Genomic DNA, 25841 nt, shown 5'->3' with positions numbered 1-25841 from the left:
AAATTATGAATGTTATGGAACTTGATCACGTCAGTTACAGCTACCCGGGTAGCGGCGCGAAGGTGCTGACCGATGTGTGCGCGGGTTTCGAGCCGGGTACGGTTACGGCGCTGCTGGGTGCTTCGGGTGCCGGCAAATCGACGCTGTTGAGTTTGCTCGCGGGTTTGGATACGCCCACGAAGGGCGCGGTGCTTTTTGAGGGCGTGGATATTGCGACGACGGGCTACGCCTATCACCGCCGCGCCCATATTTCGCTGGTGTTCCAGAATTACAATCTCATTGATTACTTGACGCCGCTGGAGAATGTGCGGCTGGTGGATCGGCGGGCGGATAGTTCCGTGCTGCTGGAGCTGGGTTTGAGTGAGGATGAGATTCACCGTAACGTGCTGCGGCTTTCCGGTGGGCAGCAGCAGCGGGTGGCGATTGCGCGGGCGCTGGCCTCCCCCGCGCCGGTGATTCTTGCGGACGAGCCGACGGGGAACCTTGATGAGGACACCGCGCGCGGCGTGGTCCAGATTTTGCACGACGCCGCACATCTGCACGGCAAGTGCGTCATTCTTGTCACGCACTCCGCGGATATTGCCCGCGGCGCGGATCGCGTTCTCACGCTCTCCCACCGGCGCCTCACCGAGCGTACGGCTGTGCGCTAAGCAGGGTGAAACAGTGGGTGACAACGGCTCACGCCTACCCACGTGCTGGATCTGCCCACGTATATCAACATCGGTGGGCCAGCGAGAGTTCCTTGCTGGCCCACCATGATTGATTTTCACCAGGTATTCCGGCCGTGGTGCTCGATACCGATCAACGGCTAGCAATCTGTCCATACTGGAGTAAATCATCGGGTGAGATATCGTGCGCAGGAACCAGATCATAATGGGCTTCCCGCACTACGCGAATTTCGTCATTTTGCACAGTCAACTCGAAAATGGCGAGACGCCGTCCAGAAACAAATTTCACCGAGACCGCGCGACACACAAGATGTGGCCATTTTTCAGCGCATAGGGCGATGTCTTGTTCGGTCTGAGTAATACCGATGTCATCCTGGTGCCCTTTTGCTTGCACTGGAATAACGTATTGGCGGCCATTGCTATCAACTCCGACATATACTTCGTCAGTCTCTACTTGGCCGATATCAGTCACCGACGTACGTAAATGGTTTTGAAGCGAATATGCCGCAATACCTAGGAAAATATCGATAATGCGGTTGTAGCGTACGAGCCCTAAGAGTGCTTGCTCGTCACCAAGCGCAGCACTGGAAACAATTTCAGGGGTAGCATCCGGAAGCTTTATCACCGCCAGTGCGGGGTTAGGTGTGATTCTGATCCGGTTGACTAAACGGAAGGCGTATTTTCCATGTCCTCGACCCCTGATCACCCATTCCTTCCCATCAGGAGCTGTCTGGGCTACTTCTGGGGGCATAGGAGCCCGGAATCTTACGTAGTAGATGACATCGCCAAGGTTTTTTGGAACGGCAACATCTAGGTTTTGTGCGGCCTCGATCAGTTCGTGGCGTTCCCACAATACTTCCGTGTCGCCGCTTTTGTAATGACGATGAAACACCCAATTAATGAGTTGTGCGTATCTATTCTGGCTTGCCATCCCAATCTCCTAACCTGCAGCTCTGGTACGTTGCGGGATAACACGTTCTTTCAGGCCAAAATATGTTTGGGCCTCGGTCGCGGTGAAAGAAAGTAATGTTTCATCGCCGAGCGAGGTGAATTCACCGCGGGTAGGCGTTACGTTATCAGCCTTGAGTAGCTCTGCGGCTACCGCGCGGCCAAGCATAACGGGAACGGAGTTTCCGATTTCTCTGAAGCCGTTCCACTTGGTTACGTGGAATCTGAACCAATCCGGGTAGCCGTGCAAACGTGCTGCTTCCCGCACTGTGATCACCCGGGGATGGACGGGATGAATAGGGCGGGGAGCTGTGTACGCACCGCGGTCTGACGCGGTACCGGCACGCAAGGTATTGCAGATTCCTTCTGGGTGAAGCCGAAGGAATCTGCTGATGCGTTCGGTTGTTCCGGGAAGAGTAGCAGTGAAGCGATCAATTGATTTCTGGGTGTGCACTGTTCGCGCGGATGCAGTAAGCCGGTTACCCACAGATGGGCGAGGCCGGGCGTAATTCCTCAGATCTTGTGTGACACCACGCAGGATTGCCGCGTAGGGGCTTGGTTCCGCGTATCTAACGCTCGCCACCGAATCACCGCGCAGCAACTCCTCAAAAATATCCGCGTCGGGTAGATCTGCAAAAGCGTCACTCACACTAGGCCCCAACGGGAGCAGACTCCCTTCCGGAAATGAACCATCGATACGGCGTGGGGTATACCGTGGACTCGGGTAGCTAGGGCGCGGGCAGTCCTGCCGATAGCCTAATAAGAAGAGCCTTCTGCGGGATTGTGGCGTGCCAAAATCTGCTGCTTGGAGCACCGATACTGGCTCCACAATGCGGTAGTCCCCGTGAGAGTTAAATAGTGCGATAACTTCGTCAAGGAGCTGCCGGTGCGAGCCGACGGTTAGCCCCGCAACGTTTTCCATAACAAAGTAGCGCGGGCGCAATTCCAGGACTAAACGGACAAATTCCTTGAGGAGGGAATTACGTTCATCATCCAAAGCGCGTTTACCTATCAGTGAGATGCCCTGGCAGGGTGGACCACCTGCCACAAGGTGAATCTCTTGGTCCTGAATATTCGATTCGGAGCGGATCATAGCGCCGCTGACATTGCGCACGTCCGCGCAGAATGTCTTGCCGTAGGGGAAATTAAATTCGTGGACGGCAGCATGGATCGGATCATATTCAACGGACGCGGTAACGTCATACCCGGCTTCCTCAAGGCCGAGAGAAAGCCCGCCGGCACCCGAAAAGAGGTCCACAGCAATGGGACGATGAATACTCTGTGACATGCTCGCAGTTTATCAGTGGCCTACGACAGAATTTTGCAGCAGAAGGAGGCCTCCACGACCGTATCGCCCATGGTAGTCTGACAATCGAATACCCCGGAACGATCCCCCAACCTCGGCTAAATCGGCGGGGTTACGGCTTTCCAGGATCCGCACATACGTCAAACCAGGGTAATAGACCGGGCTAGGAGTCGGAATGCTTAAATGGCCACCGAGAAAAATCGGAAGAGGGCTAACCATACTCCTAGGGGTCGTTGTTACACTCTCCGGCTGCTCAGGCAACGAAACCACTTTGCACTCGGAAAAGTTAATAAGATGGACAAAGTACGAAGTTACAGATTCACACGAGCTGACTTTCACCGCTATCACGGGTGACCCCAAATGTTTCAAGTTGCGCACCGTCGCCAAAGAAACTAATGGACGCATTGAGGTGGCAGTTATCGAGGGAATACCGCCGAATGCTCCACAACACTGCACGACTGTGGGGAGGATCGAAAAGGTCATTGTTAAAACTGAAGCTCCAGCGTTAAATCTGGATGTTCGCGCTTTACCAGCAGAAGAAGTCCAGCTGAATCCCTGACTCCCGAAAAGCGGACTTCGGTAAATGAACAGAAACGTGGTGTGGGTATTTATCAGTCAGAGTGGTGGAGCTAAGGGGATTCGAACCCCTGACCTTCTCATTGCGAACGAGACGCGCTACCAACTGCGCCATAGCCCCAAAGACCTGATTAGTTTAGCACCCGAACGGCCCGGAATGAAATCTCGGGGAGTGGTTCCCATTACACCACTCCCCGATCTCCGTTTTCAGTTAGTACCCGCGGCGCGGCAACTCAGCATTCAACCAGGCCGCCCCGGCCTACCACAGCTACGCGCGGCGCTTGCGCAGCAGCTCGTCCAGAGCCGCCCCACCTGCAAGACCATCATGCGCAGGTGCAGCTGCCTGTGCGGGAGGCAATGCAGCTTCGGCCATCGATGCCGGCGTTGCTTGGCCAGCAGGCGCTGTCACAGCGGCTGCCTGCCCCACCGCAGCCTGAGCGGTACCTTGCGGAGCAGCTTGGCCCGCAGGCGCTGCCGCTGCCGATACCGCCACACCTTGCGCCACAGCATCCACAAAAGTCACCCGCTCGCCGATCTCCTTGGGGCGGTACGGCACCGGCGCTACCGGGGCTTCGGGAGCCTGGTAGGGCGCTACCGTGCGCTGTTGGATCTGCGGCTTGAGCGTATAACTGGGCAGCTGGCGGCGCGGGACCGCCCCGGCCACGAAACGCTTGGGAAGCTTCTCCGCTTGTTCGCGCTGCGAACCGGCGATAGGAGCGAAATCTTCCGCGGCAATAATCCCTTGCTCAAGGGTCACCGAAATGCCGGAACGGCGCTTAGGCGCCCGCGCCCCCGCGTTCCGGCTCCGTGCTTTTCCCGGGTTCACCCCGGCCTCATATTCCTTGGCGTTCACAGCCTGAGCATCGCGAGCTTCACCAGCGCCACCGTCACGAGCTTCACCAGCAGCTTCACCTTCGCCAGCCGCATCTGCGCCCCCAGTGGCCGCGGAGGCGGCCGTCGGCGTGGTAGCCGCGCTCCCACTCCCCGCGCTCGCGCTCGCGACACTCCGGCTGAGATCAGCACTCCGCCCCAGGTCCGCGCTCCGGCTCGCATCAGCCGTCAGCGCCCCGAGGTCATCACTTCCCAGGGCCGCGCTAGCCGCACTCAAAGCCGAATGCGCGGAAGCAGCCGAAACCGCCGAACGCCCGGGGCGCGGGCGAGCCGGGCGGCGCGAATGGCGCTGTGCCCCGCGGGTCTTCCGGATACCAAGTTCCTCGGTGAGCTCGGCAATATCCTCACGGTCGCGAGCGGTTGCCTTCCCCATTTCACTGAGGAGGTAGCCGAAGCCCGCCCCGTACAGCACCCCGATGCCCAGAGCAACGCAGAAAATCCAGCGTGGCATCGTCGTCGTAAAAGCAAGAGCGCCGAGCACCACAATGAGCAAGCCTAAAGCGCCCGCAACCACAAAACCGCGCTGCCGATTTGCCGCGCGTTGGGAAATACGTGCCTTACGGCGCGCGCGTTCCCGCGCCAGGGTGCGCACATTACGCCCCGCGCTGGGTGGAAGAATATCGCGTTCGTCGTTCTCTGCCATGATGACCTCCGGCTTCCGGAAAAAAATGGCCCCGGTTGGCCCGCCAGTTTCCACGCCCGCCGTTCCTTCCGGCAGCGCGAGGGTGCGTAGCTGGGGTGAATAGCGTTCGTCGATGCGCACATCCGCCAGGATGACGCGCCGCCGATACACACCAGGGATGACATAGACCATGAGCAGCACAACCACTGCCATCAACGCGTATCCCTGGAATCCCACACAGCCACTTTAACCAATCGCGGGGCGCTCAGGCAGGGACGCGCCGTTACTTTCGTAGAGAGAATAACAACGGTGTGATTCGTGGGACGAATGGGGCTGTTGAGCTGGGCTATCCCCTCAAGCTAGGCCTACCCGTTGAGAATCATGCACTCCAATTCGTCGCCGATGCCCACGCTTTCCTTATCCGCGGGGACCACCGCGAGCCCGTTCGATTTCGCGAAATTCGCCAGGGAGAGCAGCTCCACATCCCCCACCGGGTCAAATTCGTAGCCGGCGCGCGGATCGCCATAGACCTGCACCCGCACGTAATCTTGCACGCCCGGTCGAGACAGCAGCCCGCGCGCCGCCCGAGCCCGGATCGAGCGCGGGGTCACATGCTTGTAGCCGGCCATTTTCCGCAGCGAGGGGCGCACAAACACCTCGAAGCACACCAGCGCGGCCACCGGGTTGCCCGGCAGGCAGAACATGAGCGCCGAATTTGCACCGTCGCCCCCGATGGTACCCACCCCGACGTGCCGGCCCGGATTCATAGCGACGGCGTCGAACCGCATCGACCCAAGCGGGGACAGGACCTCCTTGAGGGTATCTCCACCCCCGTAACTCAAACCGCCGGTGGTGAGGATAACGTCGGCGCGCAACAGCTGGTCTTCCAAAGACTCGCGCAAGAGATGCCGGTCATCGGAAACCGCCGGTACGCGGTACGCAACCGCCCCGGCGTTACGCACCGCGGTGGCAAGCGCGTGCGAATTCGCGTCGTAAATCTTTCCGTTACCCAAAGCTTTTCCGGGCGCCACGAGCTCATCGCCCACAGACATGACGACGACGCGCGGCGCCGGCCGCACCCGCACCCGGTCGCGCCCGGCCGCCGCCAGCAAGGCAATATGGCGCGCCCCAATACGAGTGCCTTCCTCCAGAATCGTGGTGCCGGCCCGCAGGTCCTCGCCCTGCGCGCGCACATTCTCCCCGGGAGCCACGCGCGCCGTAATATCCACCTGCGCTTCCCCGTGATCCGTATCGATGAGGGGAACAACGGCGTCCGCGCCCGTGGGCATCCGCGCTCCGGAAGCAATGCGGGCCGCCGCGCCGGGAGTGTGGGCGATGCGGTCGGTGGTGACGGCGAAAATATCATCGGTGACCGGGAAATGCGCCGGGCGAGCGGGCTCGGCACCGAAAGTTTCGTCCGCGCGCACCGCGTACCCATCCAGGGCCGCCAGGTCGGTGTGAGGAACATCAACAGTTGCGACAACGTTTTCGGCAAGAATACAGCCCATCGCATCGGCAAGCTCCACATCGAGAGCCTCCAAAGGCTGGGCGACCTTTAAGAATTCATCGAGTTGCTCGGCTACTGTTTTCACGTATTCCTCCTCGGTACACAGCACAGCGTACCGGTTTGGGGGCCTGCCGGCGCTCACGCCGCGCGCGCGGACCTTGACTCCAAACCACAAGGGCCTTACTCCTAGCGGTCATCCAGCACCTCGTGCCACACTGGTGCCATGACCGACCACACCATATCTCTTCCTGATGTCTCCGCGATGGCGGTGCCGGAAGCCAAACAAGCCTTGCGCGCAACGGTGCGCGCGGCTCGGGCTAAGCGCACGCCCGCCGCCCGTGAGGAAGCCGAAGCCCGCTGGGTCACCACCGTGCTGGATTTCCTCGGCACCGCCACCACGGTTGCCGGCTATATTTCCGTCAATACCGAACCGGGCACCCGGGCGCTGTGCGATGCCATTGTGGCCAGCGGGCGCACGCTTCTTGTCCCCAAGCTCGGTCCCGGGCTCACCCGCCAGTGGGCGCGCTACACCGGCGCGGACAATCTCACCGACCAGGCGCCCGGCCGCCCGCCCGCACCCCGGGGTGAAGCCCTCGATTCCACGGTGTTGCGCCAGGTCGACGCCGCTTTTATCCCCGCGCTGCTCGTCAATCACGACGGCGTGCGCCTGGGCCAGGGCGGGGGCTGGTATGACCGCGTGCTCAAGCAGCTCGATAGCGCCACCCCGGTCGGCGCCCTGATATGGCCCGAAGAATACGTGCATACGCCTCTCCCCCACGATGAGATGGACGTGCCGGTGCGCTACGTTCTCCTCCCCGAAACCGTGGTGGACCTGGGCGGACATTCTCCCCTGCACTAGGGTTGCGGGCGACTTCCCCGAGGGCACGTGTCACGCGCTAGAATAATGCGCCGTACGGCTTGTGCCGGCCGCCCCTCGGCTTGGCCACCGGCCCGGAAAGGAAGAACGTGCCTACCTACAGTTACCGTTGTGACAATTGCGGTCACCATTTTGATGCGCACCAGTCGATGACAGCCGCCGCCCTGGTCACGTGCCCGGAGTGCGGGAAAGACGCGTTGCGGAAGGTAATGGCAGGGATTAGCGCAATCGTGTTCAAGGGCTCGGGTTTCTACCACAATGACTCACGTTCTTCGGGTGGGAGCTCCACGCAGAACTAAGTACGACGACGCAGCTCGGTTTATCCCCAGCTTCGCGAAACGCTGCCGGTATCCACAGACGGGCCCACTTCTGGTTTGCGGCTGAGTATTCCTCGCTAGCCTCGAGCTATGACTGGTATCCACACGCGGCTGTGGCGGGCACGCCATCTGCTGCTGGCCGGGGTTGCCCTCCTGGCTTTTTTCACTATTCTTCAGGCCATTGAGCGCCGCTACCCGGAAACCGCTCAGGTGCTGGTCGCGCGCCGCAATCTATCGGCCGGGCATGTGCTGAGCGGGCGTGATGTGGAGGCGCGCACCGTGGCCCGGGATCTTATTCCGGAGAATGCGCTTTCTTCGGCAGCTGAGGCCAGCGGGCAGCGCCTGGCTGCTAATATCCCGGCCGGGTATCCCCTGGCCCGCGGGGTGCTGCTCTCCCAAGAATTTTTGCGCGACCCACCCGCCGGGCACGTGGTGGTGGCGGTGCGGGTGGCTTCCGATGGAACCGGAAGTTTTATCGAGCCGGGTAATTTTATTGGCTTATATGCGCCAGCCCCGGAACATAGCACGGAGGCCGGAGCGATCCGGGTGGTGGAACGGGCCGCTGTGGTGGGAATCGGGGAAGAAGAAAAGAATGCCGGCATGCTCTCCGAAGGTGTCACATATCGAGTGCTCTACCTGGTTGTTCGCGAAAAAGACGCTAATCTTATCGTGGGCTATGCTGCCGCGGATTCTTTGCGGGCAGTGCTGGTAGCCCCTCCATAGTTTCTGCCACCGGGGTGGTCCCGGTGGCGCTCCGCGCGAAAGGATGGAAGGTGCTCGCGGGTTTCAAGAAATTCATTATGCAGGGTAACGTCATGGACCTCGCCGTCGGTGTTATCGTCGGTGCGGCTTTCTCAGCCGTGGTGAAGTCCCTGACGGACCATATTCTCATGCCGCTTATCGCCGCGATTTTCGGGCAGCCGAATTTTGACGGTAATTTTGTGTGGCACCTGGGTGGGGGCGAAATCCAATTCGGGAGCTTCCTCACCGCGGTGGTCAATTTCTTCATCGTGGCTTTCGCGCTGTACTTCTTCCTGGTACTCCCCATGAATAAGATGCGTGAACGCCACGCCAAGCCGGCCGCGGAAGCGCCGGAAGATCCCCAGCTCATCCTCCTCAAGGAGATCCGTGATGAGCTGCGGGCCAAGCGCGACTAATTTTTGCTCGGCTAATCGGCTAATCTGCACGACTCATCCGCGTGACTAATCTGCGCGATTCATCGCTCGACTACGTGCGGTTCTGAACTCGCGCGATTATGAGCGGGTGCGGGGCTTCGCTGTTTTCCGGAGTCCACTACCGCTTAGAGCTTGCCGATATTTAGAGCTTGCCGAAGTGGGGCGGGCGTTCGTCAAGAATGCTTTGTTCGTGAGCGGTGCGCGCCACGATATCCCGCGTGCGAATATCGCGTGCGGATACGGCCGCGTCCCGGGGTACCACGGTGGTGGACCCCGGGGCGCTCTTTTTTAACCCAGCTCTTGTGCTAGAAGTCTCCGTGCCTGGCAACTCCGCTTGCCCCTCCCCGCGTGCGAGGCGCTGGAGAGCTTCGGCGGCATCCTTGAGTTCGCCGCTTTCCACCCGCCGGGCATCCACTTCGGAAAGGCGCACTACCGCTCGGTGAACGCGTGTTGCCTGCCGAGCACCATCCTCCTGGCTGTGATCTACCGCCCGGCGGGTGTGTCCGGAATGTGCCTCGCTCGCCACGACCGCGCACCTAATCCTGGGCCAGGCCGGAGCGGCGCACCACGTTACCGAGCACCGCATCGGCCTGGGGCCCGCGGCGGCGAATATCAAGTTCGCTCCGTAGCTCTTCCACTAGCTGCTCAGAAGTACGGGCCACCCCATCGGAGGCAATCCAGGCCACCATGTCATCAAGCTGGTCATCCGAGTAGGCGGCCAGCGGCAATCCCGGCCGCACCGCGGGTTTCTTTCCTCGGGCTCGCCGCGATGCTTCCGGATCCGGCGCGGAAGTTCCGGCCTGTGCACTGCCGGCCGCACTACCCGAGGCCGGGGTGTGCGTACCCGAACTGGTATCCACGCCCGGTGCGCTGTGCTGGCCATCCGCGCCGCCATCGCCAGGCGATGCTTCCGCGCTTTCCGCACCAGCCGCACCAGCCGCGCCGGCAGCGCCCGACGTTCCAGCGCCGGGCACGCCCGTAGCACCCGATACCTCTGCGGCGCCCGATGCGCCAGCTTCACTAGCAGCACCCGCCCCAGCAACATCCGCTTCCGCGACGTCCGCCCCAAATGCGGGGGTATCTTCGGCCCGGTGGCGCGCGGCGGCCTCATCGCGGCGCACCACCCGCACGAGCGCTTCGATACGGTCCGCCTCAGCTTCCGGATCAAGGAAAATCGAGGAGGAGAAGGTTTGGACCACCTTCCAGCCCAAATCCTCGAGCATCTCAACCCGGTAGCGGTCCCGGCGGCGCAGCGACGGTTCGGCAACGTAATCGGCGTCGTCGGTCAGAACAGCCACCCGCCAATCGCCTTCGTGTTCGGCAACAACCAGGGGGATGCGCAAGCCGGCATCGTAGCCATAGTAGAGGGCGGTGAAAAGGCCGCGCCCGCGCAGGCGCGCGGCCAGGTCGAAGAGCAACGGGCTGGCCTTGGCCACGTCCTCGTCCGCCCCGATAAGTAGTTCTTCCCGGGCGGCCGTCTCCAGCAGGGTGGCCAGAAGCCGGGGAGCCGCCCCGGAAAGGTCATCGACCCCAATATCGCCGGGGCCCAGGGAAGAAATTACGCTCATATAGCGGCTGGGAACCAGGAGTGCCTCGCTCAGGTAGCGCGCGCCTTCCGCTTCGGTGAGCGGGCCGAAAGTATGAAGCACTCGGCCGTGGACCGTCTTGCCGAAGCCCACCGAGAAAATAACCCGGTCGCGCCGCAGCCCGCTCGCGCCGGTAATATCCACCACCGGCACCAGGCTGGACGCGGATTCGCCCGCCTCGGCCAGCGCCGGGCTATTCGCGATGGTGCGTTCCACCGCCGCTCGCACGTGCACGGCATGCAAACGCGAAATTGTAATAACCGCGAGGGATTCTTCCGAGCGGGTGAGGAGGTGATCCACCACCGCATCCACCACCGCATCCACTTCCGCGCTGGGGGCTTCCACCATTCCGGTATTCGGGGAGGGTACCCCGCGCCCGTCCACCACCTGCAGGCGGTCCGCCCGGCGCACCCGCCCCGCCGGAGCGGCGCGGTCGGCGTCGTCGTACCCTAGGGTGCGCAAGCAGGCGAGGGCAAGATCATCGTGATGCGCACGGAACGTGGGAAGTTCGCACACCGGAAGCGCATCGGCCAGGGCCGCGAGCGCGCTATCCGCGCCCGCCCGCGCCACGTCACCGAGGACGACGAGCTGCGAGCCGCGCGCCATGAGGGCGACCACCGCGGCGAGCGGAACATCCTCGATGCCGTCCAGAATCACCACATCCGCCCAGGGCAGGGTGGGGATGAGCTCCGGGACCAGAGCCGGGGGCACCACCCAGACAGGGCGGGCCGCCTGGACCAGCGCGGTTGCCGAAGCGGCCACGTCGGCCAGCGCGCTCACGCCGGCGCGGGCCAGGTAGCGGTCCACCGCCACGGTTTCTTCGCGCTGCTTGCGGGCCACCGATTGCATATGGGTGATCGCGGCGCGCAGCACCGGGCCGGGCAGGCTCTCCACGTGTTCGCGATCCAGGTCCCGCACGGTGTGTACGAGCATGGCCAGCTGCTGCGGGCCGGCCTGGGCCAGCACGGTATTCCGGGCGATGAGCTGCTCGAACACAGAGTTGGTGTAGGCCAGGTCGAGTTCGGCGGCCACCGCTTCCCCGCTCACTTCGCGGCGGGCCATATCGCGGGCGAAATCACCCAGGCCGCTGTCCTCGAGGTCGTGGAGCAGGTCGATGCGGCGCGGCTGAGAATCAAGAACCCGGCGCTGGGAGACCAGGGTGCGCACCAGGGCCAGCACGTTTTCGATGGGTTCGCGGCGCAGGCCGGCGCGGTGCGGGAGGAATTCTTCGAGTTCGCGCACCTGCCCGTCCACTTCCGCGGCGGTGGCCCGGATCATCGTCATGCCTTCGGGGAGGGTGGGCCAATCGCTTTCCGCGCTGTAGCGGCGCCAAATATCGCGCTGGCGTGCCACTTCGCTCAGGGCCGCGTGCATATCCGCCACTCGGATCCCGGGGCGCACAAAATCGCGGGCCTGCTTGGTCAGGGCGCGACGCTGGGCACGTTTCATGCTTTCGCCGTGCTCGGCGCGCCATTCATCGCTCGCGGTGGCGATCACCATATCAGCCACCGAGCGCTCATACACGGCGGGTTTAAAGACCTCGAGGGTATCTGCGATCCCTTCGAGCATCTTGATTTGTTCCATCCACTGGGCCAGGGTCTTCGGGCGAGCCAGACCGGTTTCCCCGGCCACCCGCTGGGATTGCTCCATGACCAGGGGAAGGGTTTCGGTGGCCATGCGGGTCACGGTGGAGAAGGCGCGGGCGGCGTCGTCCTCCGTGCGCACCTGCGCGCGCAACCATTCCGAATTCCCGCCCCCGCTAAAAGCCCCGGCGCGGCTCGCTTCCGCCAGCCGTTCGAGCACCGCCTCGCGATCCTCACGCACCCGGGCCGCGGCGGTGGCATCCAGGCGCACCTTCGTGGCCGGGCCCTGGGGCTGGGCGGCGAGCTCAGCCAAATGTTCAAGCACGTCATATACCGAGGTATTCCACACCGGATCGACGGCGTGCAGGGCATTCACGTACCCGCGCAGGCTGCGGCGCGCCGCCTTGAGATCGCGGCGCACGGCCAGGGTGCGTTCTTCGTCGATCTGCGGGAACTTTTGGCGCAGGCCCTGGCGTAGCCGCAAAGCCGCACCGTTAATATCGGAAAGATCAATGAGTAGTTCACCCACGCCGAGCTCAGCGGCCCGCACGGTCACCGCGGCGCGCCGCGCCCGAGTGCCGGGAATATAGAGGACGGAGCGGCTGGATGCGGCTGCGTCCGCGGCAATCGCGACCAGGGTGGTGACGTCCGCGCTTCCCGGTGGGGTATCGATCACGACGTCGCGGCCAGTTGCCACGGCTTCCACCGCGGCAAGTTCGGCCACATCCAAATCGCCCACCCCGCGTTCGCCTTCGGGGGCCCGGTCGCGTTTTTCGGCCGGCGGGAGCGGGGCGCTAGTGAGCTGGTGAGTTCCGCGATCCCCGGCAATCGCCGCGAGCACCCCGGAACGAATCATGACCGGGCGCAGCAGCTCCGCGTCGGCAATCGCGCGCGCGGCCGGATCGGCAAACATCCCCAGCAGCACCTGCGGGCGGTAAGAAGCCCCGGGCAGGTAGAGATGCGATAGGCGCCGCACCCGGGTAATAAGTTCATCTTCGGTGGCCCGCTCGACCCGGGTGAGCTGGGCCAATTCGCGCACCGGGGCACCGTGCTGGCGCAGTGCGCTCACAATATCCGGATTGACGGACAGGGCCGGGGTGGTTTGGATAAGGGCATCGGTGCCTACGTCCTCCACCTGCAGCAGACGGTACACAATCGGCACGCTCACTTCGCGCACCTGCCGGGTTTCTTCGCTAGTGGGAGCGGCGGTTTGCGCGGTGGTTTCACCCGCAGCGCCGGGCTGCCCGGTGGCTTCCGAGGCGGCTTGGGCGGCGGGCTGCTCGAGTGACTCCTCGAATCCGGCCGTATCCTCCCCGAGGGCTGCCTCCGCCCCGTGCGCGGCCTCGCCCACCGCGTGACCAGCGGCTTCCTCCGCGCAGGCCCGCATCGCTTCCGGGTCAAGCTTAAGTTCGCCGGTGTCCTCATAGCCGGGTTCCAGCTCATCACTGGGCCGGCGCGGCGGGAGCTCCGTCCACGTCAAATTGCCGCTGGCCAGCTGAATCGGGGCGTACCCGTATTCTTCCGCGGCACGCGCCACCTGGTCTCGCAGGGTACGCCAGGTAGCGAGGGCCTCCTGCTGACTGCGCTCCTCCCGAATAAGCGAGGTGAGGCGGGTGGGCGCCCCGGAAGAAAACTGCGCGCCCCCGGTCGGGTGCGGATGGGTGAGATCAATGCACACCCGCGCGGCCACATTCTCCGCCGCGCGCTCGGCCCGCGCGGCCAGCTCCTCCTGCCAGGCCGCATAAGCTCGCGACACGAGCTCTTCGCGCTGCGGAGCGGGAAGCGGCGCGGGATGCTCCTCCGCCGCTGCGGTACTGCTGTCACTTTCGGTTCCGTGCTGCGCAGCTGCGGTTTCCGGGGAGCCGTGCGCTGCGACGCCGCTAGCGCCGGCCTGCGGTGCCTGCTGAGCTGGAGTGGCGGAATGTCCGGCGGCTTCCGCGCTGGCGGCGGACGCGGCCGGTGCCGGAGCCGGTGAGGAAGCTACGGGCGTATCTTGCCCGGATTCTGCGGGGTCACGGTCGCCCGCGGGCACCGCGGAGGCCTCGGGAACCGCGGCGGTATCACGAGAAAGAGATTCACGAGCCGAATGCCGGCGAGATGAGCGTCTGAAGAGAGGAGTCACAACCTTAACGCTACTCAGGTCCGGCGTAAAAGTCCCTATGCGCGCCGCAATAAGCCAAAAATTACGGCCTTATTCCGCCACCGGCGTGGAAGGCTGGGGCATGCTAGCGGCCCACGCGGAAGAATCCGAAACGGGGAACGACGACGCATCATCGGCCGGGCGCAATCCCGGCCACAGAGGGAGCTCCTGGAGCTGGCCGCCCACGTGCCGGATAAGCAGCTGCGGGGCGGGTTCGGAATCTGGCGACATGGTGGCCCGCTTCGGGGCGCCAATAACCGGCAGGCCCGCCAACGCGGGATCCGCGCGATCAACTACGGTCAGCTGGGAGGAATAGCAGCGCAGCGCCGCCACCACGGTGGCTTCATGAGCCCGAGCGTTGCGGTAGCACCATCCGGCCTGCCCGGGAGTGGATGCCAGCTCGAGCACCGGAATTCCGCTCACCCGGCCTAGGGCGCGAGCCAGGTGATGCACCCGGACGTGGTCGGGGTGGCCGTAGCTTGCTGCGGCGTCGTACCCAATAATGACGGTGGGCCGCACGTGCGCGAGGAGTGCCCGCGCATCTGCGATTTCTTCGCTCAGGTCCGCGCGTGAAAAGGCGTTCGGTCCGGCGCTGGGCGCGGGGCCGGCGACCCCGGGGGCAATCCAGGCCATCCCGGAATCGCGGTAGCGGCGCGGCGCGGCGCCGGAGGCGAGTGCGGGCGCGGTGCCGAGCCAGAAGCCGTCCGTGACCCCGAGGATGGCGCGCGCTCGGGTGATTTCCGCTTCGCGCCGGGCAACGAGTTCGGCCTCCCCCGCCCCGGCGGACAGGGTTCCGGGGACCGCTTCGCCTTCTTCGCCGCGCGTGCACGTGAGGATGCTGACGCGGTGCCCGGCGGCGGTGAGGAGCGCGGTGAGGCCGCCGGCTTGGATTGCTTCGTCGTCCGGGTGGGCGTGGAGAAAAAGGGTGCGGGCGAAGAGCGGGTCGGCGGGGTCCCAGGTGTAGTGGATCGCGCTAGTACCCGCGCTGGCCTGGCTGCTAGTGCGGGCGTTCGTGCGCGCGTCAGTGTGCGCGTTGGTTCCGCCGGCGGTGCTCATGCGTGCCTCCCGAGTGTGCGGTAGGCGGCGGCGTAATCGCGCGCGACCGCGTCCCAGGTACGCGATTCGGCGAAAGCGCGCCCCGCGGCGCCGTGCCGGGCCCGCAAGGCCGGATCGTCCAGGTAGGCCCGCACCGCGCCGGCCCATTCGCGCGGCTCGCGGCTGCGGCACAGGGTGCCCGTCACGCCGCCGTGCACCGATTCGGGGATCCCGGAGGAATCCCAGGCCACCACGGGGGTGCCGCAGGCGGCCGCTTCCACGTTGATGATCCCGAAAGTTTCCGAGAAAGAGGGGTTGAGGAGGAGCTGCGCGTGGGCGAGGAAGGCCGCGAGGCCGGCGCGCGGAAGCGGCCCGATGAAGCGGACGTCGCTTTCCATTCCGGTTTCTGTTACGACGGCGCGCAAGTGGTCCTCGTAGCCGGCAAAGTCATCGGAGGCCGCCCCGGCAATGACGAGGAGCGGGCGGGTGCCAGCAGGTAGCTCCGCGAGCGCGCGAATCGCTAAATCCGGGGCTTTCAGGGGTTGGAGGCGTGCGGCGAAGAAAACGTAGTCCCGGCCTCCGGTCACCTCGGTGACGCAGTCGGGGGCCGCGGGGGCGGAAGCCGGTGAGGCGGCAACGAGTCCGCCAGCGCGGGCCGGGTGGAACATGTCAATATCCACGCCTGGGTGCACGATCTCGACCGGGCAGGGCGGAGTGCCGTAGCGCTGCGCAATCATCTCTTTTTCCGCTTGGGATACCGCAATAATGAGGTCTGATTCGCGCACGCAGCGCGCCTCGCCGGGCACCCGCCCGGAGGATTCTGGCGGTTCACCATCGGCAAGATTTTGGCCTTGCCGCGCAGCTACCGAATGGAAGGATTGCACGTGGGGGCGCCCGGTTTCCTGGGCGATGGGCAGGCAGGCCACGCCCGCGAACCAGTGATGGGAGTGGATAAGGTCGACGCCGCTGCCGTGCTCGGCCATCCACCGGCGAAATTCCACTGTGAAGGGGGCGATGAGGCCATCGGTGTGGCTTTTCGCCACGGGATGGCGCGGGCCGGCCGGTAAGAAGAAAGCACGCACGCCCGGCATGACCTCATGCATATAGGGCTGGCCGGGTTCGCTGGCGCGGGTGACCAGATCGACCCGGTGCCCGGCACGGGCCAGGGCCTGGGCGGTATTGGTCACCACCACGTTGAGGCCGCCGGCGTCGGCAGATCCGGGAGTGGCCAGTGGGGAGGTATGCACCGAGGTCATAGCGATATGGAGCGGGGCAGGCGCGCCGTCGTTCCTATCCGGTTCTTGTACGTGGTGCGTATTTCCCAAGGTCATTCCCCCAGCCTACCCGGATTCGAGGGTTTTCCGAATATTCTCCACAAGTGCCATAACAGGCATATCGTCGGGAGTGAACTTCCGTATACCTTCATCCAAGCGAGGAACGAGCTCCGCTAAATATTCCTTTTCCTGCACGGAAAGTCCCCTATGAAACTCGTGCCGGAAAACTTCACGACCGCGGCTCGCTGGTGCGCCGTCGTAAAGATAGTTACCCGAACGATTCGTAACCGTGAAACGGTCAAAAGGACTAATGCTCGCGCATATCGCGGCAACTGTTTGGTCAAGAGCGTTTACCGCCACCTCATGTGCTTCGGGTGGCGTCCAGCGAGCAGGCAAGCCGCGTAACCGATCCGCGTAAAATCGCTCCAATAATCCTGCTTGGGAAAGCACCGGTGGAACCGCAACAATAATCGCGTGCGTGCGGCGCCCAAGCTCGCGCGCTTTCCTAGCTTCGGCTATTACCATCGCGGTATTGCGCCATGTTCCTTCAACCAGAGTGGAAAATGAGTTTTGTGACGCCCAATCGATGCACATCGCGATCCATTGGCCAGAGGCTTGGGCAGTTATGTGAGGCATCTGGAGAGGATCGTTCTGACATAGCCAGTCATAGTCGGGATGAAAAGCTCGCAGATCATCGCCGATAATGCGCGTAATATTTTCATCGAGATAGCGAGATACTACCGTTTTTTGTGTTTTGGTTTTACCGGCACCCGGCTGGCCACCGAGAAAAATAGATACTGGCGATAGCGATACCCGAGATCTGGCGAATACTCTCGGTTTGACGCGACGGATCCACTCTGCACGGATATCAAGATCACACATGAGAAAGAGTGGCGGGTAATTGCTCACGCAGTGCATGCCACGAGCGAATACAGCGAATCTGTTCCGCCCGATCATTTTCATTCACGGCATCGCGTTGCTCAATGAGCTCGAGGTATTTACCGTCATAAACCGCTCGACGTGCTTCGTCACCCGCAATATCCGCCTGCCTGGAGAGGGAAATATACCGCCCGCAAAGCATCGTTCCCGCTTCATAGAACACGTCATAAAGAACCGTGTCGGAATAGTCCTCGTAACCAAAAGGCTCCGTCATGGTGTCACGCCCCTTTCGCCCTTGTTCTATCCTAAGCAGTAGTCCCCACACGGGCTACCCCACGCTGACCGTACTATGCATACGAGTTCTGTCACACCAACACCATATCTCTGCGCGTGAGCAAACAGATCATTGCTCTCGTGCATTATTGCTGCCATGATCCTCCAGCAGTTCACTATGTGCCGGCCCGGTTACGCGCACCCGCGTACCGATCTACTGTGCCCCCGAAAGGATTCGAACCTTCGACCTACCGCTTAGGAGGCGGTCGCTCTTCCCCTGAGCTACGAGGGCGGACCCACCGCCGACCGTTCATCCGAACGACGGTAGGAATAAGATAACCGTTCCAGGTTACTCTGCGTGGCACCGTGGGCGCCACTTACCGCGTGCAGTGCCGCGCTACTTATCGCGGCTTACTTACCGCCGGAATGTGCGCTGTTGCCCAGTCCCTGCGCGCGAGACCACACGGGCACCTCACGCCACCGCGCCAGCTACCGCGCCGAAGGATCGGGCACATCCCAGGGCACATTAGTATCCGGAACGTGGAGGTTCTTGGTGGCGTGGGTCGGAACCACGAGCACCGGCGATTGGGTACCGAGGAGCAGCGTGTGGCTGGTGGAGCCAAAGAGCAGCCCGGTAATTCCGCCGCGGCCGCGCGCGCCCACGACCACCAGATCCACGGAGCTAGAAAACTCCGCCATGATTTCCGCCGCGGAGCCTTCCACCGCGTAGCAGCGCACCTGCACGGTTTCATCCCCGCGCAGCACTTCGGCCACGGTTTCTTCCAGGCCCAGGCGGGTATCATCCAGAATTTCGCGGGTCATATCCCCGCCGGGAAGCAGGCCGCCACCGGCGCGCGTCACCGATACCGCGTTAATTGCGGAGACCTGCGCACCCCAGCGCCCGGCCATCCGCACCGCCAAATTAAGCGCGTATTTCGATTCCTGCGAGCCATCCACGCCCACCACAATGTGGCGGATCGGCAGGCGCCGCGAATGCTGGAGCGGCACCACAGCAACCGGGCAGTACGCCTTGGAAACAATCGCGCCGGCCACCACACCCAGCTGGTCAATATCCGCGGTATCCGCCCCGGAATACCCGACCACCAGCCGGGAAGCAGTTTTGGATTCTGCCAGGAGCAGCTCAACCGGATCCCCGGGCAGCGCTACCGCGGTGGCTTCCAGCCCTGCCAGGCTCGCCACACCTTCCTGGGCGAGCGCCTCCCGCGCAATACTCATGGCGCTCTCATAGGAGCCGCGCGGATCAGGGCCTTCCTGGTAGCAGGTAAGGGCCCGCAGGGTGGCATTGCGGCTCACGGCCACGTGCGCGCCCCACACAAGTGCTGCGCGCGATTCAGGGGAGCCATCCACCCCGACGACCACGGAATTCTCATGCTGGTACATCGTTACCTCCGTTGCCCATTCTCCCACGAGCCCGCCCCGGGGTGGAACTGTGCGTAAAATACGAACGCCGCCGGGAGCTCCGACGGCGTTCGCACATAAATCTTCTCAAACCTCGCGACAGGCGCGCTTTAGGAAACGCGAATCACGATGGGGGTATCACCGCACCACGAGTCCGGGCCCACGCGGGTACCCATGCTCGGGTTCCACGCCGCCACATTCTGGCCGTTGCCCAGCGAGATCGCCACGTGGCCGGGCCAGTAGAGGATGTCACCGGGCTGGGCTTCCGCGTAGGAAACCTGGCGGCCCACCGAGAGCACCGAGGTGGTGTACCCGCCGATGGCAACGCCGTGCTGGGCGTAGACCCAGCGCACGAAGCCGATGCAATCCCAACCCGAGGGGGTGGTGCCAGCCCACACATAGGGCGAGCCCACGCCGCTGAGGGCGGTGTCAAGAACGGAGGAGCCGATGGCGCTGGGCGCTGCTTCCACTTCCACGCCAATGCCCGCGGCGGCGGGAGTGGCAGCATTATCAGAAGAGGTAGTGGCGGTTTCAGCCGCGGCGGTGGTGGTGCTGGCGGCCGGGGCAGCTACTTCAATAGCCGGAGCTGCGGATTGAATGTTGATCTGTTCGATCTTCCATTCCGAGGTGGCGCTCGTGGTGCCGGCGATGCCAGCGGCAACGTCCTGCGCGTGCGGGTTGGACAGTGCCGCCTTGGCGGGCGCCGCCGCGGTATCAGCCGCCGCATTCGGAACGATCAGTGCTGCTGCGCCGCCCACAACGAGAGCTGCGGTGAGACCACGTACTGCGGGGTTCGCCAGGTTGTGAGCCTGCGACCGCGTATCAAGAGCGTGGCGTCCGGTCATGGGATGATCTCCTACAAAACTTTTCCTGCGCGCCCCGCGGGGCACTTTCGGTACGTCCATTAGCGTAACGATTAGGCAACGGATTGTCACGTTTATGTAACAAGTGGCACAGGAGGGCCGTTATCATCCCAAAACGGCGAGCTCCCGGCCTTTCCTCCGCTTTTTTCGCGTGATATCAGGCTTTCCCCAGCACCCGTTTATAACGTTTTGATATACTTTTTCGCGGCTTACGTCACGCTGAGGTGACGAACTGTGGTGGAGACCACGGGCACGACGACGCCGCACTACCGCTCCGCCAGGCCGATAATCCGGCTTTCATTGCTACCTGATACAGTCCGGCCGCCCGGAACTCACCGCTGCCACCCGGCCGTCACCACGGCTACTCGAAGCGCACCGCCTCCAGCCCGGCCGCCTCAGGCGTGCACGAGCAGGTGTTTGCGAATCCAGTCAGTTAGAGGAAGAACTCCGCTTGCCCCGTGGGCGAGGATACCGCCGTCGTCCTCAACACTGATAGTCACCGCGGCATCGGGTTTAATGCCGGCCGCGGCCATGGCTTCGAGGAGATCGTCGTCGGTTTGCACCACTTCGCCGATGCGCGCAATGGTGACCTTTCCTCCGTTCGGGTTACGTTCCAGGTAATCCGCCACGGCGAGCAAGCCGGTGCGCGCGGCAATATCCGCGCCGGGGCCCATGGAATTTTCCGCGGGAATCGGGTTACCGAAAGGATCGTGGCTGAGTTCGTAGCCCTGCTCGCCCAGCACGTGGGAAATGCGTTCTTCCAGTTCGCGAGACATCACGTGCTCCCAGCGGCAGGCCTCTGCATGCACGTGCTCCCAGGGCATCCCCAGCACGTGGAGGAGGAAACACTCGGCTACCCGGTGTTTGCGCATCACGCTGGTGGCGATGCGGCGGCCTTCGTCAGTGAGCACGATGGCACGGTCGGTATCCAGGTACATCATGCCGTCACGTTCCAGGCGCGCCACGGTTTCCGAGACGGTGGGTTTGGATTGGCTCAGGCGCTCCACGAGCCGGGCACGCAGCGGAACGATTCCTTCCTCTTCGAGTTCGTAGACCGCTTTGAGGTACATCTCGCGGGTATCAACAAGGTCATCACTCATCGCGCGTCTCCTTCGTCTCTGCGGCGGGGGCGGCATCCGGGTGCCCGCCCGCATCCGGCTCCTCATGCGTATCTTGCCATTCTAAGCTGCCCGCGCGCTGCGGGGAATGCCCAGTTTCCGAGCCGCTCGCTGCACTCTCGCCCGGCGCGCTTTCGTTCGGTTCCGTTCCCTGTACAGCGGCGGCCGATGCCTCACTCGACCGCAACTCGCTATCGTGTGCTTCGTCCTCCGGTTCGAAAAGATCGGCTTCGACTTCGTCGTGATCCTCCGCGGTGAAGCTTTGCCCGCTATCCGTCTGCCCGGTGCGATTGGCCCGCAGCTGCGCTTCGCGCTCCTCATTTTCGTGTTCGAGCGGTCCGAGGATCTCCAGCTGGAAGGGGTGGCGCACCCGGTAATGCACTTCCACATCCCATTTGCGCCGGCCCCACAGGTAGGCGCCCACGGTGGCCACCAGGCAGCCAATCGCGCCGATGCCCACGCCCCAGCGCGCCCCGGCCGCCCCGGAAATACCGCCGACCACCAGCGAACCAATCGGGGTCACGCCCTGGTTAACCGTCTGGTAGAGGGAGACCACGCGTCCGCGCATCTGCGGAGAAGTCGACATCTGCACCGCGGCATTGGCGGCGGTGAGCATGATGAGCATGAAGAAACCGACCGGCACCAGGGTGAGGGTGTAGATCAGCAGGTTCGGGGCCAGCGCATTCGCGGTCACCGCGATACCCATGGCCACGCCCGCTCCCACCACGGAACGCACCCGCGGCTGCTTGGTGCGCCGCGCCCCCACTACGGCACCGGACAGCGAACCCACCGCCACCATGGAGGAAACAATGCCGAATTGGGTGGAGTCGGCGTGGAATTCCATGGTGGACATGGACACCGTGGTGAGCGGGGTATTCATAGCCAGGCAGGACACCACGCCCACCACCGCGAAAATCACGAGGAGGTCGGAACGGTTGCCCACGTAGCGCAGGCCGTCAATCGTTCCTTGAATTGCGGAAACTTTCTTTTCCGGCCGCGGCGCCGGATGGAATTCCTCCGGGCGCATAAGCGCCAGCGCAATAAGAGTGGCCCCGAACATGATGCCGTTAATAATGAAGACCCAGCCGGTGCCGATCACCCCGATTAGCAAACCACCCAGCGCCGGCCCGATGAGGCGCGCAATATTAAAGGACATGGAGTTCAGGCCCACGGCGTTGGGCAGCCAGCGCGGGGGCACCAATTCGGAAATAAAAACGAGGCGCGGCGGATTATCGAAGGATTGAATCACCCCGATGGCCAGAGCGAACAGGCAAACCACCAGCACATTCGCCCAGCCCAGCAGCACCAGCACCCCCAGGGCCACCGCGGTGAGCAGCATCCCGAATTGGGTGAGAACCACCATTTTGCGTTTATCCAGGCGATCAGCGAGGGCGCCGGCCAGCGGCATAATAAAAGGAATAGGGACGAATTGCAGCGCCGTCACAATACCCACGGCAAAAGCATCATTATTGGTGAGGTCGCTCATGACGAGCCAGTTCTGGGCGGTGCGTTGCATCCACCCGCCGGTATTGGCGACCAACGAGGCAGCGAACCAAATAGCGTAGTTGCGGTATTTCAAACTGGCGAATGTACGCCCCACTAAATCCTGCCCCCTGCGGAAAAATCCGATAACTATAGCGGCCGACGGGCGCGGCGGGCTCGCAGCTGCGCTATCTGCGGTGAGTTTATCACGCACGGCCAGGCAAAGCTCGCCTTTGTCTCACCGGCGAAAATAGTACGACGACGCACGGCGGGCCCGCCCCTGAGGGGCGGCCCCGCCGTGAATAAGCTGGCAGCCAAAGTTCTTAGCCGAGCAGGAGTTTCTGAATCGGGTCAAGCAGGAAGTAGATCACGAAGGCAACGAGGGTGCCCCACATGAGCGGGTGAACCTTGCGGGCCTTGCCGGCCGCGACCGCCATAATGACGTAGGCGATGAAGCCCACCCCGATGCCTACCGTAATGGAGTAGGAGAAGGGCATGAGGGCAACGGTGAGGAAGGCCGGGATCCCCACGCTCAGATCGTCCCAGTCGATCTCGGTGACCTGCTGCATCATGAGGAAGCCCACCGCGACCAGCGCAGGAGCGGCCGCTTCGGAAGGAACCAGGGTGACGAGGGGTGCGAAGAAGATGGAGAGCAGGAAGAGGGCGCCGGTGGTTACCGATGCGAGGCCGGTGCGCGCACCGTCAGCTACGCCCGTCGTCGACTCAACAAAAGAGGTGTTCGAGGATACGCCACCCATACCGCCGGCCAGCGCCGCGAGGGAATCGAGGAGCAGGATGCGCGAGGTGTGGTAGGGCATGCCATCTTCGTCGAGCAGGTCACCTTCGGAAGCGACCGCGACCATGGTGCCCATGGTGTCGAAGAAGTCGGCGAGCATAACGGAGAATGCCAGCACCACCACGGAAATAACACCGAGCTTCTGGAAGGGCCCCACCACGGAGAAGCATCCGAGGGTGGAGAAGTCGGGGATTTGCACCGGGGAGCCGTTGAGGGCGGGCGCCCCGCCGTTCCAACCGGTCACGTCGCCGCCGGCCACGCTTCCGGGCTTGGCAATAATATTGACGATCACGGCCGCGATGGTCGAGGACACGATGCCGATGAGGAGCGCGCCGGGCACCCCGCGCAGCAGGCAGATCGCGGTGAGGAAGAGGCCGAAAACGAAGACTGCCAGCGGCCAGGAGGCGATGGAGCCGTTGATCCCGAAGGACATGATGGTGCCTTCGCCGGGGCGGATGAGGCCGGCGTTGACCAGCCCGACCAGGGTGATGAAGAGTCCCAGGCCCACAGAAATGGCGGTGCGCAGGAACTTCGGCACCGCCCGGAAAATGGCTTCACGCAGGCCCGTCACCACGAGCAGCGTGATGACGATACCTTCGATAACGATAATTCCCATACCGTCAGCCCAGGTCATTCCGGGCATCTGCACGATGACTACGCCGACGATGGTATTGAGGCCCAGCCCGGCCGCCATGGCGAGCGGGAAATTGGCGATGACGCCGGTGAGCAGCGTCATGAGGCCGGCCACGATGGCGGTGCCGGCAGCGATCGCCGGGAGGTTCGGGCCCTCGGTGCCGCCGCCCAGGTAGGCGCCGGTGGAATCCGGACCCGACAGGATAATGGGGTTAAGAACCAGAATGTAGGCCATGGCCACGAAGGTGACCAGCCCGCCGCGCAGTTCGCGGGCCACGGTGGTCCCGCGTTCGCGCAGCCGGAAAAAATCCCGCTTCGGCTCGGAGGTTGTGCTGTGGTTCGTCTCGACGTGCGTGGAAGTTACGCTCACGAAGATCTCCTCGGTAGTCGTGCGGTCCGTTATGCGCTGGCGAGCGCGTGATCCGCAAGATTGACGGGCGGTCCTGACCGCCACCGGCACCCATTCTTGAACTGCGGTCACCACCCACGCAAGGCGCGTCTCATTATTTGGACGCTTTTTCGCTGTTTTTATCTCATATTTCGAGACGCGCGCGGGATGCGGTGGAGAAATGGCGCGGTGGCGCGGTTTTCCACCCCTGCACCTCCCGCGTGAGTCCGGCCACGCGCGGCAGCGCCGGATCTCGCTGCGATGCGAATACCAGCGCGCCCGGCCCGGGTTGTTACGGAACAGATGCGACGACGACGTCGCCAAACCCGCGGACCGCTAATTCTCCATCACAGTGCGGCACGAAAACCGCTTGCCCGGAGTTGAGCGGTTCACGCCGGCCCCCGGCGAAGACTTCCACCGCGCCTTCCAGGCAGACCACGGTGCGCGGGCCGCGCGAGCGCAGCTTTTCAACGGTGGTGGCATCGCGCAGGTGAACCACCGAGAGTTCAAAGTCGTCCACGGGAACATAGAAAGTGGAAACCGCTTCGCTCATATGCTCGGGTGCGATACGGATGGGCGGGACTGCGGCGTCGTCCATAATCCGCAGCAATTCGGCCACGTCCACGTGTTTCGGGGTGAGGCCGGCGCGCAGCACGTTATCGGAGGCCGCCATGATTTCCACCGCGGTTCCGGACAGGTAAGCGTGCACCGTCCCGGCGGGGATAAAGAGGGCTTCTCCGGGGCGTAAGGTCACCGGATTCATGAGGAGGGAGGCCACCACTCCCGGGTCGCCCGGATAGTGCTGAGCCAGGGTTTCCACAATGCGGTCCGCGCGCGGGGAGGGCGAGGCGCCTCGCTCCAGGCGGGCGGCGCAGGCGGCTACCACCTGCTCAATCTGCTCGGGTTCGGGGCGGGTTCCCGCGGAAAGGAGATCGGCAAAGACCGCTCCCACCCCGCGTTCTTCCACGAGGGCGGCAAGCCGGTCGGTGAGGGGCAGGCCGAGGCCGCCGAGTACTTCGGCGATGCGCCGCGGGGTGCGCAGCCCGCAGATCGCCTCGAAAGGCGTGAGTGCGTAGGCCAGTTCCGGTTTATGATTGCGATCCCGGTAGGAACGGTGGGGAGCGGTGCGGGAAATTCCGGCGGCTTCTTCCCGCTCGAAACCGGCACGGGCCTGCTCGAGGGAGGGGTGAACCTGGAGGGAGAGCGGCTGGTGCGGGGCAATAAGTTTGAGTAAATACGGTAATTCGCCCCCGTGCCGGCGGGCCACATCCGCGCCGAGCATCTCCTCGGGCGCCCGGGCGATCAGATCGCGTAGGCTCGGCCCGCCGGGCGCTACCAGGGTGGTGGATTCTTCCGGGAGCGCCGCGGTTTCCGACAGCTCCACGGATTCCATGTGATGTAGGCGATCCGGGCGGTCCGGAAGTTCCGGATATTCTCGAAGTTCTGTGCGCTCTGGCGCGCGGGTGCCGCGCGCCGGGCCGGCCC

At 63.5% G+C, this 25841-nt stretch carries 21 protein-coding genes and 2 tRNA genes; 5 read left to right on the top strand and 18 right to left on the bottom strand.

The features are described 5' to 3' along the window. The first annotated feature begins 5 nt into the window (after positions 1-5). The gene (locus ACRQEC_RS08900; protein WP_284889452.1) at positions 6-650 is read left to right on the top strand and encodes an ABC transporter ATP-binding protein; all 645 of its coding nucleotides are present in this window, start codon (positions 6-8) and stop codon (positions 648-650) included. 151 nt (positions 651-801) lie between these two features. On the opposite strand, the gene ACRQEC_RS08895 is transcribed toward ACRQEC_RS08900, so the two are convergent. The 5 genes from ACRQEC_RS08895 to ACRQEC_RS08875 all read right to left on the bottom strand — a co-directional run bounded on the left by ACRQEC_RS08895 (position 802) and on the right by ACRQEC_RS08875 (position 6603). Continuing rightward, positions 802-1599, bottom strand: coding sequence for an endonuclease (locus ACRQEC_RS08895; RefSeq protein ID WP_284889454.1), 798 nt, complete (start codon positions 1597-1599; stop codon positions 802-804). Positions 1600-1608: 9 nt separating this feature from the next. Further along, complete coding sequence (locus tag ACRQEC_RS08890) at positions 1609-2904, bottom strand: DNA cytosine methyltransferase (protein ID WP_284889456.1); 1296 nt, start codon at positions 2902-2904, stop codon at positions 1609-1611. A 639-nt stretch (positions 2905-3543) separates the two neighbouring features. Next, positions 3544-3619, bottom strand: a tRNA-Ala gene (locus ACRQEC_RS08885). A 147-nt stretch (positions 3620-3766) separates the two neighbouring features. After that, positions 3767-5248 (bottom strand): DUF6667 domain-containing protein, encoded by a 1482-nt coding sequence (locus ACRQEC_RS08880; protein WP_284889459.1) that lies wholly within the window; start codon positions 5246-5248, stop codon positions 3767-3769. Between the two features lie 128 nt (positions 5249-5376). Beyond that, positions 5377-6603, bottom strand: coding sequence for a molybdopterin molybdotransferase MoeA (locus ACRQEC_RS08875; RefSeq protein WP_284889460.1), 1227 nt, complete (start codon positions 6601-6603; stop codon positions 5377-5379). Positions 6604-6741: 138 nt separating this feature from the next. Here ACRQEC_RS08875 and ACRQEC_RS08870 point away from each other — a divergent pair, with 138 nt between their 5' ends. The 4 genes from ACRQEC_RS08870 to mscL all read left to right on the top strand — a co-directional run bounded on the left by ACRQEC_RS08870 (position 6742) and on the right by mscL (position 8869). Then, positions 6742-7377 carry a 5-formyltetrahydrofolate cyclo-ligase gene (locus ACRQEC_RS08870; protein WP_284889462.1) on the top strand — a complete coding sequence of 212 codons (636 nt, stop codon included), beginning with the start codon at positions 6742-6744 and terminating at the stop codon, positions 7375-7377. 107 nt (positions 7378-7484) lie between these two features. Next, positions 7485-7694: an FmdB family zinc ribbon protein gene (locus tag ACRQEC_RS08865; protein ID WP_081689984.1), complete on the top strand. Its 210-nt coding sequence runs from the start codon at positions 7485-7487 to the stop codon at positions 7692-7694. Between the two features lie 108 nt (positions 7695-7802). Beyond that, positions 7803-8435 carry an SAF domain-containing protein gene (locus ACRQEC_RS08860; RefSeq protein WP_284889463.1) on the top strand — a complete coding sequence of 211 codons (633 nt, stop codon included), beginning with the start codon at positions 7803-7805 and terminating at the stop codon, positions 8433-8435. A 50-nt stretch (positions 8436-8485) separates the two neighbouring features. Next, the gene (mscL, locus tag ACRQEC_RS08855) at positions 8486-8869 is read left to right on the top strand and encodes a large conductance mechanosensitive channel protein MscL (RefSeq protein WP_026428418.1); all 384 of its coding nucleotides are present in this window, start codon (positions 8486-8488) and stop codon (positions 8867-8869) included. A 160-nt stretch (positions 8870-9029) separates the two neighbouring features. On the opposite strand, the gene ACRQEC_RS08850 is transcribed toward mscL, so the two are convergent. The 13 genes from ACRQEC_RS08850 to manA form a co-directional block, all read right to left on the bottom strand. Then, complete coding sequence (locus tag ACRQEC_RS08850) at positions 9030-9317, bottom strand: hypothetical protein (protein ID WP_284889464.1); 288 nt, start codon at positions 9315-9317, stop codon at positions 9030-9032. 106 nt (positions 9318-9423) lie between these two features. Then, positions 9424-14178, bottom strand: coding sequence for a PDDEXK-like endonuclease domain-containing protein (locus ACRQEC_RS08845; RefSeq protein ID WP_284889465.1), 4755 nt, complete (start codon positions 14176-14178; stop codon positions 9424-9426). Positions 14179-14247: 69 nt separating this feature from the next. Then, entirely contained in the window at positions 14248-15252 is a 1005-nt protein-coding gene (locus tag ACRQEC_RS08840) for a PIG-L deacetylase family protein (RefSeq protein ID WP_284889468.1), read from the bottom strand. Then, positions 15249-16562 (bottom strand): glycosyltransferase, encoded by a 1314-nt coding sequence (locus tag ACRQEC_RS08835; RefSeq protein ID WP_284889470.1) that lies wholly within the window; start codon positions 16560-16562, stop codon positions 15249-15251. The genes ACRQEC_RS08840 and ACRQEC_RS08835 overlap by 4 nt, the downstream gene beginning before the upstream one ends. Positions 16563-16571: 9 nt before the next feature. Further along, positions 16572-17387, bottom strand: coding sequence for a zeta toxin family protein (locus ACRQEC_RS08830; protein WP_284889472.1), 816 nt, complete (start codon positions 17385-17387; stop codon positions 16572-16574). Then, on the bottom strand, positions 17380-17658 hold the full coding sequence (locus tag ACRQEC_RS08825; RefSeq protein ID WP_051278161.1) for a hypothetical protein: 279 nt from the start codon (positions 17656-17658) through the stop codon (positions 17380-17382). Before ACRQEC_RS08825 ends, ACRQEC_RS08830 begins: the two co-directional genes overlap by 8 nt. A 219-nt stretch (positions 17659-17877) precedes the next feature. Continuing rightward, positions 17878-17949 (bottom strand) — tRNA-Arg (locus tag ACRQEC_RS08820). A gap of 197 nt (positions 17950-18146) precedes the next feature. Then, positions 18147-19058, bottom strand: coding sequence for a universal stress protein (locus ACRQEC_RS08815; RefSeq protein WP_026428423.1), 912 nt, complete (start codon positions 19056-19058; stop codon positions 18147-18149). A 128-nt stretch (positions 19059-19186) separates the two neighbouring features. Beyond that, positions 19187-19921 (bottom strand): C40 family peptidase, encoded by a 735-nt coding sequence (locus ACRQEC_RS08810; RefSeq protein ID WP_284889476.1) that lies wholly within the window; start codon positions 19919-19921, stop codon positions 19187-19189. Positions 19922-20334: 413 nt separating this feature from the next. Continuing rightward, complete coding sequence (locus ACRQEC_RS08805; RefSeq protein ID WP_284889477.1) at positions 20335-21039, bottom strand: metal-dependent transcriptional regulator; 705 nt, start codon at positions 21037-21039, stop codon at positions 20335-20337. Then, on the bottom strand, positions 21032-22636 hold the full coding sequence (locus ACRQEC_RS08800; RefSeq protein WP_306471102.1) for an MFS transporter: 1605 nt from the start codon (positions 22634-22636) through the stop codon (positions 21032-21034). Before ACRQEC_RS08800 ends, ACRQEC_RS08805 begins: the two co-directional genes overlap by 8 nt. Positions 22637-22862: 226 nt before the next feature. Continuing rightward, complete coding sequence (locus ACRQEC_RS08795) at positions 22863-24338, bottom strand: NCS2 family permease (RefSeq protein WP_284889479.1); 1476 nt, start codon at positions 24336-24338, stop codon at positions 22863-22865. A 310-nt stretch (positions 24339-24648) separates the two neighbouring features. Then, positions 24649-25841 (bottom strand): mannose-6-phosphate isomerase, class I (gene manA, locus ACRQEC_RS08790; RefSeq protein WP_435729944.1); only part of this gene is annotated, 1193 nt, incomplete at its 5' end.

It is taken from the genome of Actinotignum saccati (genome assembly GCF_051265055.1).
GTDB lineage: Bacteria > Actinomycetota > Actinomycetes > Actinomycetales > Actinomycetaceae > Actinotignum.
This window is presented reverse-complemented; position numbering and strand designations above follow the sequence as displayed.